The organism is Actinoplanes sp. NPDC051388 (genome assembly GCF_055586225.1).
This window is the reverse complement of sequence record NZ_JBVJIP010000028.1, coordinates 1-12,662: the sequence shown is the minus strand read 5'-3', so window position 1 is coordinate 12,662 and position 12,662 is coordinate 1. Positions and strand designations below refer to the sequence as shown.

The window sequence follows — 12,662 nt, the reverse complement described above, 5'->3', positions numbered from 1 at the left end:
TTTACGATCGTGCAGTGGACTCTATACGGATGTGCAGCTACTGGGTGAACGATCGGCCAGCTAAGCTTGCTTTCAAGGATGGGTTCAGTCAGGAGCGCACATGGTCGTAACAGCAGTCAGGGCGGCCGATAGCCGGCAGCGGTTCATCGATGCCGCGATCCGCTTGTTCGCCCGGCACAGCTTCGCCGGCACGTCGTTGCAGATGATCGCCGACGAGGTGGGCGTGACGAAGTCGGCAGTTCATCACCACTTCCGCACTCGCGAGGAACTGCTCAACGCGGTGATTGAGCCAGTCCTCGGCGGGCTGCAGGCGGCGGTCGAGGCGGCTGAGGGACAGCGCGGCCGGCGGGCACGCGCCGAGCGCATGCTCACCGGCGTCGTCGACCTCGCGGTGAGAAATCGCATGCTGGTTCCCATGCTGGTCGGCGATCCCGGGGCCATCGAGATGCTGCGCTCCCGCACCGAGGTGGGCGAACTGGCCAACCGATTGAACATGCTGCTCGCCGACATCGACCCCGGCGTGGGCGGGTGGATCAAAGCCGACATGGTCATGGCCGGGATCGCCGGCGGGATGAACGCACGAGCGAGCGGCGTCGACGACGACGTGCTGCGCCAACACCTGATCGAGGCCAGCCGTCGCACCCTCGGGCTGCGCGCCCCGCGCTGCCTTCGCTGACCCGGCTGCAGCCGATCCTGCGTCTGACCCCGGGCAGAGGATCATCAGCAACAGACCATCCTGGCCACCCACGCCCGCGCCGTCACGAACCACGCAACGGCGCGTCTCGAATTCGGCAACAGGGTCGTACAGGCGAGGTAGGTGACGTGCTCACGCTGGCAGTGCAGCGCTTCGGCGGTGATCACGGCGCCTTGCAAGTCGCCGATCTGGTCGAGCAGCGGGCGAAGCGGGTGATCTCGTTGGTCTTGCCGTGCACGTCGGTGCTGGCAAGGACCACGCTGCTGACCTGGTCGCAGGCAGCCATCACGTGCCGGTCGGCAGTGTCGGTGGTACGGGATCCGCGCAGCGTCTTGCCGTCGACCGCGATCGCCCGCCGGCCTGATGAAGTGCCGGCGGTGGCCCGAGTGGCGAGCCAGACGCCGATCGCCGTGGTCAGTAGCTGCGGGTCGATGGCTTGCAACAGCCGGCGGATCATTGCTTCGGACGGCCGCCGGTCGGCCGCGATGCCCAAGGCGAGGACTGTCGAGCCCGGGGCGTCGGCGACCCACTCGGCGATCCTGAAGTCCGCGGCGTCTTTCTTCGCGGCGGAGCTGGACCGTCCGTCGCGATGAAGGTCGCCTTCGTCGATTCTCAGAAGGCCGAACACGGTGTCCAGCCGGTCCTGCAGGCGCTCGAAAGCACGCCGGCGCAGATCGCACCGTCCACCTACTACGCCGCGAAAACCCGCCCCGCCTCGGCCCGATCACGGCGCGACGAGGAACTGACGGCGACAATCGAGCAGATCCACGAGGACAACTACGGCGTCTACGGCGCTCGCAAGATCTGGTACGAGCTGCATCGCCAAGGCGTCGAAGTGGCCCGGTGCACCGTCGAGCGGCTGATGCGTGCTGCCGGGTTACGGGGGCTGCTGCGCGATAAGTCGCCACGCACGACCCGGCCCGCACCGGAGACCGGACGCCCTCACGACCTGGTCAAACGTGACTTCACGGCAGAGCATCCGAACCAGTTGTGGGTGGCGGATCTGACCTACGTGCGTACGAGCGCGGGCTGGGTATATGCCGCATTCGTGCTGGACGTTTACTCCCGGCTGATCGTCGGCTGGCAGGTGTCGACGAGTCTCTACACCGATCTGGCGTGGGACGCGTTGAAGATGGCGCTCTGGCGCCGGGAGAATCAGGGCGCTGACCTGCGCAAACTGGTCCATCATTCCGACCGGGGAGTCCAATATCGAGCGATCCGCTACAGCCAGCGCCTCGCCGAGGCCGGCGCCGTCGCCTCGGTCGGTTCGAAAGGCGACTCGTTCGACAACGCGATGGCCGAGGCGTTCAACTCGCTTTACAAGGCCGAACTCGTCCGCAACAAAGGCCCTGGCACGGCCTCGATGACCTGGAGATGGCCACCGTCGAATACATCGACTGGTACAACAACCGACGCCTGCACGGCGAGCTCGGACACGTCCCACCCGCCGAGCACGAGGCACTACACGCGATGACCCGTCCGGTCACCGCACCGCTGGAAACCAACTAACAAACTCTCCATCAAACCCGGGGCTTGACACAACGACGCACAGAGGTGACGAACCTGGTTGCTCACCCTGGTTTTCGGGGGGTTTCGGGGGGCGGTTCGAAACTCCATAGATAAACATCGAAGCCCTGACCTGCGTCTCCGCAGGTCAGGGCTTCATTTTTGTCGGGCTGACAGGATTTGAACCTGCGACCCCTTGACCCCCAGGACATGAAAGGCCCAGCGACGTGCTAACGAACGTTTTACCAGGTCGCTGAAAAGTGTACTCACCCGAGTAAAGGGGTCGACGATGTCGCGGCGATTCTGTTGCAGTCATCTCGTCCCTGAGCTGCGATTATGCATCGCAAGTTGTGTCAGCCGGATTCTCCTCGGGTTCGGGGCATGTGGCGGTAGGCGGGTCGGGGGCAGCCAGGGGTACCGCGCAGCCTCGGAGCGGGTCAGCTCGTTATGCCGCGGAGGGCGCCTGCGGCGAAGTCGCGTCCTATGGCTTCGCCGAGAGCGTCTCTGATCTGGGTAGCCACTCGCCATTTGAGTGGCTCGGTTTCCCGTGCGTAGATGGCTGCGATGTCGCGTAGTAGTGCGATCCTGGAATTGTGGTCACCTTCATCGGTCGTTACAAGGTCCGACAGTGCTGCGAGGACGTCTGCAGCGTCTTTGTCTGGGGCTTGCCAATCGGACGTTCGAGGATTACTGCGGCGCCCCTCTATAATCAAGTCCCCGACGCCTTCAGCACCTGCCCGCAACTTCAAATCCCGGTGCATGCCGCGTTCGTGCGCGAGTGACGGAATCGCTCCCGAACGCGTCAGGCCATCGTCGATGGTTAAAACGATGCTGAGGTCGGCATCGGGAAAGCGTTCAAGCAGCCGCCGCTGGTGCACTCGCGCCCACTCGGCGACAGTGCCAGCCTGGTCCGACTTGAGCCTGCTCAGGAAGGCCAACGTCCCGAGCGACAGTGCCGGTCCGCTGATGCGTTTGACGATTTGACGCGTAGCGGCTTCCTTCGTGGCTGCCGAGCTGGCCATTAAGTTCTTCATAATGTCCGCGAGACGCCCGAGGTCTCGGGACGGTGGACTGTCCAGTAACCGCATCGCCGAGTTCAACACGTCTATTTCGAAGAGTGGAACGTTGGCGGCCATGCCATCGTCGAGGATGTCCACGGCGAGCAGGGCGCCGGGCATGACCAGCATCGCTGAGAAGCTTGCCTCGTCGATCCGGTCGATCACGGTGATGAGTTCGGCCCGCAATGTGCGGCGGGTGGCGACGACTCGTCCGGCGGCCAGCAGCACTGTGTTACGCCAGTGTGCCGACGGCGCCAGTGCCTCGAGCCGGGAGGGGATGTCGTGGTCGCTGCCGTCGATCAGCTCCTTGGCCGCCATGAATTCCTGCAGGCTGCGGACTTCGAAGCCAATCCCGTCACGGCGCGGCACGATCAGCACGAGCCGGTGAGTTGCCGCTCGCATCAGACTGTCCGTCAGTGGCTCTACTTCCTCCGAGGACCAGCCGTCCTCGGTCAGCAATGCTCCTATCATGTTCCGCAGTTCGGCTGTATCCATCACCGATTCGGCGTCGCCGGCGTGTTCCGCGTTGCAATGCAGGATGAACGCGGCACGCGTGTGTAACCGATCGATGGCCTCCCGGTGCCGGTCCAGCAGCACGGCAACCGGACCGGGTTTGTTGACCTCGCGCGCGTAGATGACTTCGTAGTAGCGGTCGAACAGGCCGTGTCGGCTCCTCGGCGGCCGGCTCAGAGTTTCGAGGAGAACCGTCATGATGGTGACCTGTAGCGGTGTTTCCATGAGCTTGGCCGTTGCCGGTTCGTTCATCGCGTCCCGTAAGCGGTCGGCGATCAGGTCGCGTTTGTCCACATCGTGTTTGTGGCGCAGGAGCAGCAATCGCCGCGCGTAGCCCAGGGCCGCGTCCCGCTTCAGGCGTTGTAAGACCAGGTGGTCGTAGTGGGCGGATGGTAGGGCGTCATCGAAGCCCTGCGGCCGGCTAGTCACTACCAGAAGGGTGTCGGATCCGTTCGCAGCCATGTCGCCGAGGAAGTCTGTGATCCTGTCGACCAGGTCGGCTCGGACCTTCGCGGCTGCGACCTCGTCGAGGCCGTCCAGAACGATCAGCGACGGCCAGGAACGAAGGAGTTTCTTGGTGTCCGAGTCGCCCAATCGTTCGCTCGACCGGTGATTGAGGATGGCGGTCAGGTGGCGCAGCAAGCTGAGGTCCGCTTCGCCGCTGATCTCGTCGGCATACTTTGGAAGCGAGGCGTAGATCGAGATCCGGGGACGTAACGGTGTCGGGATACCCGCATGAGTGAAGACCGTTCGGATCCGAGCGGCGGATTGGCGGACTTCGCTGCTGACGTTGGATCCGTGATCGCCCAGCATGGCAGCGCGATAGATCTGGCACAGAATGCGGCCGATCGTCGACTTGCCTTGCCCGGGGCCACCCAGCAGGACGATGCGAGCTTTACCGGTCGGCCGTGCTCGCGACGTGAGGATGTTGTCGCCCCGCTCGACCAAGGTTGCCAGCGCGCGCCGGGTCAGGTGTTGGCCGTCCTCAAATGTTGCGTCGAGGTCGACTGCGACGTCCTCGAGGGCCAAGGGTGTGTTGACCGCGTCGCCGGCCTCGCCGAGGGCGACCGTGTTCTCGGAGAGAATGGCCCGGCCGGCGTGTCCCAGCCAGGCGTGTTCGATCTTCCGGTCAGAATCCTGCAGTTGGTCGTGCAAGCGTGCAATGACATCGCCGGGCAGGATCAGGTCGGCGTAGACCCGGCGGATCTCGTAGTTGTCGTCCAGCAGAGTTCGGAGCTTGTCCGCGTGCCACACCTGGTAGCCGTCGAGCTTGAGTCCGTCCTCGGCGAACTCAGCGAACAGATCGTCGATCTTGTCGATCCCGCCGCGGTCGGCAACGCCGGTGAGTCGGACGTTGGTGGCTAGGAGAAGGTAGCGGGGCCGCCGTCGACGTTTGGAGGTTTTGCGCGTCCACCGGGTGAGTTCGCCTCGCAACTCGCCGAGGAACCACGCCTGATTGACGCTCGTGCTTTCTGGACGTCTCTTGTACTTGGCCTGGAGCACGCCGTACCCGTTCCAAGGCTGCCCAGTCTGCAGGTTAAAGCTGCCGTCGAAGCTGGCTTCACGTCCGCCGTCAGGGCCCTCGCCGAAGACTTCGACGCCGGGCCCGAGCGTTGCTACCGCCAGCGACTGGGTCAAATGCTCGAACAGGCGATCGCCCAACCGCGACAGGTCGTAGTCCACCGTGACATCGTGCCGTGCGCGTCGTGTTTGCACACCGACCGCCACCCGTTCGGTTAGCTGGCCTGCACGATGCCGGTACCAGCGGTGGCCGAACCGTCAGCCCCGTCTGACGCTACTGGTACGGATCGCTACTTTGACGCCGTCGCGGTCGACCCCGACGACCAGATGCGCGGCGTTGTTCCGGACCTGGTTGCCGTCGCGGACCTTCACGACCAGCGCGTTCGATGTAGACGATCGGATACACACTGTCCAGCGGCCTGCTCTGCCACGCCTTCACCTCGTCCAGGACGGCGTCAGTGACCACCGAGACGGTGTCCGGTGAGATTTCGGTACCGTAGACGCGCTACAGATGATGACAGATATCCCGCACGGTCATCCCGCCCGCGTACAGGCTTACGATCACGTCCGACAGCCCACCCAGGCGGCGTTCACCCTTGGGAACCAGCATCGGCGTGAACGTGCCGGCCCGGTCCCGCGGGATGTCCAACACGACCGGGCCGATCTCGGTCTGCATCGTCTTAGGTGTGCTGCCGTTACGCGAGTTGCCCGACCCCTTGCGGGCCGGATCGTGCTTGCCATAGCCCAGACGCTCATCGCAGAGGAACGGGCGCTAGACGCGACGCAACGCCCTCAGTTAGGGCTTGCAGAGATCTAGCCATCGACTCGACCTCCCAGGGCTCAGGCTGCATCAGGCGTCGGCTTGCGATTGGGATTGGGTATGCCGCCGCTGACCTGCTGACCGCCACCGGACACGCGTGGGAAGGCCGTGACGGCGGGCCACTCACCAACGTGGCTATTGGTTCGACCAGGCCTGTGGGGTGCCATTACTCAGACAAGCGCGTGACCTGGGCAGCGTCAGATGGTCGCAGAGCGATCGTCATGACCATGAACAACGCCGCATGGTCGAGGTGTCGTATCAACTGCGACACACCAACGCGCCATAATCGGCCCGATACCAACGCGACGGTCCCACCGCGAAGCCTCCATGCCACAGGTGCACTCCTCCACCGGGCGTACCCGGCAGCCACCAGCTCGTCGGCAGCCGCACGTAGAGGCGCATGCTCGTCACGTTCGCGTTGCCGAAGACCATGCAACGCATCCTCCGCGGTCCGGTCCCCGCCTGGCGCCGGCCCCACCCCCAGAATCGCAGCCAGCATGCTTACCATGATCGCGCCTTCGCGAAGGCGGATCAGGAACCCGAGAGCACCGAGACTGAGCCGATTGTCGACGATCGCCGCACGCGGCACGGTCACCGACATGGTCCCCGGATCCAGCCAATCGGCCGGGCCATACCCAGCTTCGCCGAGTTCCTTTACAGCCTCACGCAGCGCCCGCGGTCCGTCCAACGCCGCCCGGGCCTGGAGCCAAGCGTGCTCGGCAAGTCCTGACAGAGCCTGAGGGCGCTTCTCAGGAGCTAGCGAAGCAGCGGCGAGTAGACCCGTCGCGCGACGGGAAACTGCGTAAAGACCTTCCGGCGTCCGGCTTCGGAATGCACGATACGAGGCCGTCGAGTCGAACGACTTCCAGCACGAAATTCCCTCACGTTCTACACGAACGCATCCGATCTGCGTTGTGCGTGAGCGTACGGGCACCCACCGCCATTTCGCGGGTTCGAGCTGTGGGCCGCCAAACGCCAGCGTGACCGGGCCACCCCAAGCGCCTTCGCTTCCCTCTCGGGATCGTCGGAGCGCCAGCAGGCCATCGACGAGTCCTTGGTTGCGGCCATATCGACCGATGCTCTGAACGCCACATCCGCGTCGGTCTGGAATCCATCCCGCGTCGGCGACCCACATGACGTCGAAGCTATACGACCAGCGCCGATGACACCGGCGGCTGCGGCCCCACCGCGAGTGCCCCATGCGGCCGAGGTCCTGTGGGCCGGCGCCGACACGAGCGCGAATAAACATTCACTCACTTCTACTTTAAGTATCCGCGCGACTACGGTGAGGGATGCATTGGGTTTCCGGTTCGCATCGACCTCCGCTCCGAACACTCCCACCGCGCAGCAGCCAATAACACAGGCCGGTCCGCCGCGCCCGACCGTGGGCAGGTCGAGTCGAATCGCACCCACGGGCTGCGCAACGCGCGTTCGCCCGCCCGCCCCAAGGAGGTCCGTGGATCTGGTGATGCTCATCGTTTCGCTGGCCGCTTTCGCGGTCGTGGCGGCCGTCAGTTTCGTCGCCTGGCGCAAGAATCGGCGTTAGCGAGCCGAGCACGGTGGCTCCCGTGGCGCTTGCGCTCGTGCGACCGCTGCACCGCAGTCACGCGGGCGGTCGCCTCACTGCACGAAGGCCGCGGGGGATCGTCGGGACCCGGCCAGAGCGTCGACGAGACCCACGGATCCTGTCTACACATAGCCGATCAGCACACTGAGTATCAAGCTGATTTCTTACAGTAGTCATCGTCTCTGGTCGCCGGTATTATCCCGACAGGCTTAGTTCGACAGGCATTGATCTCTATTCGTCTTCCGTGAGGTGTGGATTTGGACATCAACGAAATCGCCACCGCAGCTGCCGCTGCTGTGGCAACCGCAATGGCAACCGACGGGTGGAATACGGCACGGGCCGCGTTAGCCAGAATGCTCGGAAAAGGCAATGAAGGTCAGGAAGATGACGCACTTGCCGAGCTCGACGAAATGCATGCCGCATACACGGACGCTTCAACAGGAGGGCATCCTGAAGTGGTTCGTGACGTCACGGCGGAACTGCGCGGCCAGCTCAGAAGCCGCCTGCGCAGCGACCCATCGCTCGCCGCCGAACTCCAGGTACTGACCGAGGAAATTTCACGTCGCCTTCCGACACGCGAGAATCGCCCGTCGGTGGTCCAAATCGCCCACGCCGATCGCCGCAGCTCCATCACCCAGGCCGGTAACGATGTCAACGAACGACCAAGATAACGGTTCGGAGCGCCCTGAGATCCGCCAGGCTGCAACAGCGACCGACGGAAGCACGATCATTCAAGCCGGCCACGACTTCATCCACAACTCGCAGCGCCTACTGGATTCGATGGACGTCACTGCAGAGGCGCGAGATGCGGAAGAGAAATTTGAACCACCACCACGTTACGACGAGGCCGTCAACATCCTTGAGGGTTCTCCAGAGTCGTTCCCGATCGTCGTTCTGAAGGCCGCCGTCGGAACAGGGCGTAGAAGTGTGGCGCTGTCACTGCTTAACCGAGGGCACCCTAAACAGATCCTCGATCACATCACAGATTGGCGGCGGCCGCGTACCAGCGAATTGCCGTGCGCACCGAACGGCCGTTATCTTCTCGACCTAACATTTGAACCGGACATCGTCGCCGAGTCGTTCGTGCGGGAATTGCAAGACTTCGCGCAAAGACTCCACGACCGTGATGCAAGGATGATCATCGTTGTCACCAAGGAACGATGGCGGCTGTGTTCGGCATTGGCTTCAGACATCACCATAGATCCCGGAATACCCAAGCCGTTCGAGGTTCTTGCCAAACATCTGAAGACAAGAAATTCACCGCACATCCTGGAGGATCTGCGGCGCAGCGCGCCGATAGCGGGAGTACTAAACGACCTGGCCTATGAAGACCGTCCGCCGCAACGTGCAGTCGATCTCGCCACAGCGGTGGCTTGCGCTCCCGTCCTCGACGAGACGACGGCTTCACGCATCAGCGAGGAGTACTTCCACTGGCGCGACTACCTCGATCGGCAGCTCGGAGATCTCCACGACCGCCAACCCCACGTCCGCCAGCAGGACATCGCACGTCAGCGTTCCCTTCTGATCGCCGTAGCTGCGCTGGACGGAGGCGATGCGGAGGCGATCCTCACCTCGTCAGACCATTTGTTTCGAGGCACTAAGACCAAGCCGCAGCCTGCGGAGTTGCTGGCTGCTCCTGAATTGTCGGGGCTGCTGGACAGCATCCAAGCCACGCGCGAGGGTGATCTGATCTTCCTGACCCGGCAGTTCCGCGGGGTCGACCAAGCGATCCTCGACCGAATCTGGACGCAGCGACCCCAGCTTCGCAAACACCTGCTCAACTGGCTGGCCGAGATCACGGGCGAGCGCAAGCCGGCCGTGCAATATCTGGATCAGGTTTCCCGGGTGCTCGTTCGGCTGGCCAAAGAGCACCGGTCCGTCGAAGTCCTCGACGTCGCCCTGGGCTGGTTGGAGCAACAGCAGCAGCACCGGCGCTTGTCGGTCGCCTTGCTCGACAGCCTCGCGATCAGCCCGGACATCGGTCCTGCAGTCCGGCGACGGTTGTACCAGCTCGTTTCCAGCGATTCCACGTCGACGGAAACGCTGATCGGCATCGCGAAGGTGTGCGCTGGCCAGTTCGGCCGCGACTATCTGCCGATGGCTCTGACCCGGCTGCGCCTTATTCTGGATCGTTCCTCGGTCAAGGGGCGACAGGAAGCTCTATCTTCTCTGCGGTTGCTGGCCCGATCGGACGAGCAGATGCGTTTCGACGTTGTCCGGCACGTGCTCGATTGGCTCGGCAGCAAGAACACTGGGCCTGCCGGGCGAAGCGCGCTGCTGTCGTTGCTGGACGTCCGAGAAGAAAAGAGCGCCGCCGAGGAGGTCCTGGCCGAGATCGTCCAGCAGGGCGAGCTTTCCGAAGGAATCGTCGCCGGCTTCACCGGACTCATCAGTAGCCAAGAGACCCGGCCGCGGGCTTTCGAGGTGGCGGAGGCGATGCTGAAGTACGCCGACACCGGAAAACTCGACCGGTCGGCTGTCATCGACTTGCTCGCGCCCGCCGTCGAATCGATCATCGGAGATGATTCGGTCATTTCCCTGGTGGTGGGAACATCTGGCCACACCCGACAGGCGTTGTATCAACGTCTCGTGCAGAGGAGGTTGCCACAACCGGTTCGGGGTGAGGGTTGAGCCTCATCCGGAAGTTCATGGCGCTTCTGCGGATTGCAGGCTGGCGCGCAAATTCTTTCCGCGTTGAAACGCGTACCGGCTCCACGGTCTTCGCCTTCCGGTTCCGTGTCTGGTGGCGCAAGGCGCCCGGCGTCACTCTGGTCACCATCCATGATGGTCTGGCAAACCTGAGTTCACAGGTGTTGAAGGACCTCACATTTTCCGGGCCTGACTCGATAGCGATTAGGCTGCGCGAGTCCTCGTCCTCAATTTTTACAGAATCGCTTGTTGTTGACGTCAGCGTGACCGAGGAAAAGCAACCTGGGCTGCCACAGTTCGAGGCGGAACTCTCGCGCCTGACATTCTTACGTGATCACGTATTCACCGATGCAGCTTTGGGGCGGATCTGGTGGATATCGCAGCGGCCGGAGTTGGTGACGGCAATCGGCAACCAGATTTTTCTGGACACCTTGCAAGAATCTGCCGCCGCGCAGCAGCCCGACATGGACCTTTCCCATGCCGAAATGCTTCCGATCCTAGTTGATTTCGTCACTTGGCTCAGCACCAGACAGGAAAGAGCAGATTTCGCCGTCGATGTTCTCGCCACCACCCTCGCGGCAATGGGCCGCGAGGATCTCCAAAGACGGCTGGAGAGCATTAAAGCCGAACGCGCATAAGAGCCCGTGTCCATGGCCGACGAGTTCCGGGTGGCCTACGCCCAGGAGCACACCGTGGTGCGCATCGGCGGCCGAGAGCTCGACCTCGGCCCCAGCATCACCTACATCAACCGATGCTCCCTGGTCGGCGCCGAAGACATCGTCGGCCAGCAGGTTACGGAAGACGGGTTGACGGTGCAGCTCGAACTGCCAGCAGCTGAGCACGTCTTTCGCAAGCTCGGAGGACTGCAAGTCTGGGACGACCACCGCCCCGTACTGATCGCCTTGCCATAGCGGCGCACCCGATGCCGGACAGGCAAATGACAAACCGCCTCATAAACGCTCGCCGACACCGAGCCGGGCGTGCACTGCTTGAGCCCGCTCCGCAGCCGCGCTGGCACCGTAGCGGCGCGGCATCTCCTCGGACGACCAGCCCATCAGCAGCATCAGATCGCCGGTGTCGCCGCCGGCCAGCTTCCATTCGTGCGCGAAGCTGTGCCGCCACCGCTGCGCATGAACATGCTCAACCCCAGCCCTCTCCCCCAACTGCCGAAGGCGGATCTTGATACCGTTCGACTTCAACGGCCGAGCGCCCTTCGCGGCGATCCATAACTGGTCGATATTGACCATGCCCGGGCGCCGACTGCGCGCTCGCACGTACCGGCGAAGCGCAGCAGCGGTCTCGGCGCCGAACCGCATACGACGCTGTTCGCCGCCCTTTCCGGTCAGCGCGACCGAGTCGGTATCCAGATCAACGTCGGACAGCAACAGATCACCTATCTCGGACAGACGCCCACCGGTGTTGTAGAACATCCGCACCAGCGCCTGATCACGAAGCTGCACGAAGTCACGCCCCTGGCAGACCTCGAGGATCCGCCGGGTCTCCTCGTCGCTGAGGACCTCAACCAGCTCTTGGACTGCCGTCGGCTTGGGCACCTCGCTCATCGGCGACCGTTCGATCTCACCCTCGGCAACGAGCCAGCCGAAGAACTGCTGCAACGCTTTGTACTTGTTCAGCCCCGTACTCGCCGACCGTGTCTCGATCACCCACGCCTGAAACGCCACCACTTGCCGGCCGTCCACGAGGGTCGGATCCGAAGCGGCATCAGTCTCCGGCGCTTGCTCGCCGAGATAGGCGGCAAGCTGCGACACAGCGAGCGCGTAGTTGTACCGGGTGCTTTCCGGATGGTTCCCGGCTCGCAGCGACCGATCCCAGTCCCTCAGCGGCAGCGCCCACGCTTCGGCCCGCACACGGGCCAGCAAATTCTCGATCTTCAACGCCCGCTCCCAGCCAAGGAGTCGCTGACCACCGCCGCAAGCACCCGAGTCAAGGGGTCACCAAGCGGCGTGCTCACATCCCACCGTGAAACGCCGCCGCCAAGCGGTGCCGGCTCACACGAGTAAAGGGTCGTACTGCTGGCCCAGCGACCTCAAGGCCGTACACCCGAACGGCCTACACAACGCACTGACCTGCTGCAACACCAAACGGCGCCGCCGGGCGGAGTGGATCAGCAACGGGAGAGGGGGCCGCCGAGTCAAGGAGTCCACGAAACGATCACCTTAGCCACGCAAAGCGGCTCTGAACTGCACAAACATCGCCCGAAGATTCGATTCGGACCGTTAGAGCTCCTAACACGATCTCCGATCGGCCCAGTTCATCAAGCGGCGCCAGCAGATCATGGCGCAGGCGAGGCTGACGAGACCGTCGTGGATATCG

General features: G+C 63.5%; 10 protein-coding genes and 2 pseudogenes. 8 read left to right on the top strand and 4 right to left on the bottom strand.

Annotated features, from left to right (window positions below; genetic code table 11):
- The first annotated feature begins 100 nt into the window (after positions 1–100).
- Positions 101–676: a TetR/AcrR family transcriptional regulator gene (locus ACZ6TI_RS44070; RefSeq protein WP_465351268.1), complete on the top strand. Its 576-nt coding sequence runs from the start codon at positions 101–103 to the stop codon at positions 674–676.
- Positions 677–857: 181 nt separating this feature from the next.
- Here the strand turns inward: ACZ6TI_RS44070 and ACZ6TI_RS44065 are convergent, their stop codons facing one another.
- Complete coding sequence (locus ACZ6TI_RS44065) at positions 858–1,187, bottom strand: hypothetical protein (RefSeq protein WP_465351267.1); 330 nt, start codon at positions 1,185–1,187, stop codon at positions 858–860.
- Positions 1,188–1,283: 96 nt separating this feature from the next.
- Between ACZ6TI_RS44065 and ACZ6TI_RS44060 the strand changes: the two are divergent.
- Positions 1,284–2,036: pseudogene (locus ACZ6TI_RS44060) on the top strand (IS3 family transposase); the annotation flags it as partial.
- A gap of 32 nt (positions 2,037–2,068) precedes the next feature.
- The gene (locus ACZ6TI_RS44055; protein WP_465351266.1) at positions 2,069–2,203 is read left to right on the top strand and encodes an IS3 family transposase; all 135 of its coding nucleotides are present in this window, start codon (positions 2,069–2,071) and stop codon (positions 2,201–2,203) included.
- A 434-nt stretch (positions 2,204–2,637) separates the two neighbouring features.
- Here the strand turns inward: ACZ6TI_RS44055 and ACZ6TI_RS44050 are convergent, their stop codons facing one another.
- Positions 2,638–5,454: an NACHT domain-containing protein gene (locus ACZ6TI_RS44050; RefSeq protein WP_465351265.1), complete on the bottom strand. Its 2,817-nt coding sequence runs from the start codon at positions 5,452–5,454 to the stop codon at positions 2,638–2,640.
- A 132-nt stretch (positions 5,455–5,586) separates the two neighbouring features.
- Positions 5,587–6,046, bottom strand: a pseudogene (locus ACZ6TI_RS44045) (IS256 family transposase); the annotation flags it as partial.
- 466 nt (positions 6,047–6,512) lie between these two features.
- Here ACZ6TI_RS44045 and ACZ6TI_RS44040 point away from each other — a divergent pair.
- The 5 genes from ACZ6TI_RS44040 to ACZ6TI_RS44020 all read left to right on the top strand — a co-directional run bounded on the left by ACZ6TI_RS44040 (position 6,513) and on the right by ACZ6TI_RS44020 (position 11,239).
- Positions 6,513–6,842, top strand: a complete 330-nt coding sequence (locus ACZ6TI_RS44040) for a hypothetical protein (RefSeq protein ID WP_465351264.1) — start codon at positions 6,513–6,515, stop codon at positions 6,840–6,842.
- Between the two features lie 1,094 nt (positions 6,843–7,936).
- A complete protein-coding gene (locus ACZ6TI_RS44035) occupies positions 7,937–8,350 on the top strand; it encodes a hypothetical protein (protein ID WP_465351263.1) in 414 nt (137 codons plus the stop codon).
- The gene (locus ACZ6TI_RS44030; protein ID WP_465351262.1) at positions 8,328–10,310 is read left to right on the top strand and encodes a hypothetical protein; all 1,983 of its coding nucleotides are present in this window, start codon (positions 8,328–8,330) and stop codon (positions 10,308–10,310) included. The genes ACZ6TI_RS44035 and ACZ6TI_RS44030 overlap by 23 nt, the downstream gene beginning before the upstream one ends.
- Before the next feature lie 17 nt (positions 10,311–10,327).
- Positions 10,328–10,966 (top strand): hypothetical protein, encoded by a 639-nt coding sequence (locus ACZ6TI_RS44025; protein WP_465351261.1) that lies wholly within the window; start codon positions 10,328–10,330, stop codon positions 10,964–10,966.
- 12 nt (positions 10,967–10,978) lie between these two features.
- Positions 10,979–11,239, top strand: coding sequence for a hypothetical protein (locus tag ACZ6TI_RS44020; protein WP_465351260.1), 261 nt, complete (start codon positions 10,979–10,981; stop codon positions 11,237–11,239).
- Positions 11,240–11,278: 39 nt separating this feature from the next.
- On the opposite strand, the gene ACZ6TI_RS44015 is transcribed toward ACZ6TI_RS44020, so the two are convergent.
- Complete coding sequence (locus tag ACZ6TI_RS44015) at positions 11,279–12,223, bottom strand: tyrosine-type recombinase/integrase (RefSeq protein ID WP_465351259.1); 945 nt, start codon at positions 12,221–12,223, stop codon at positions 11,279–11,281.
- Positions 12,224–12,662: the final 439 nt, after the last annotated feature.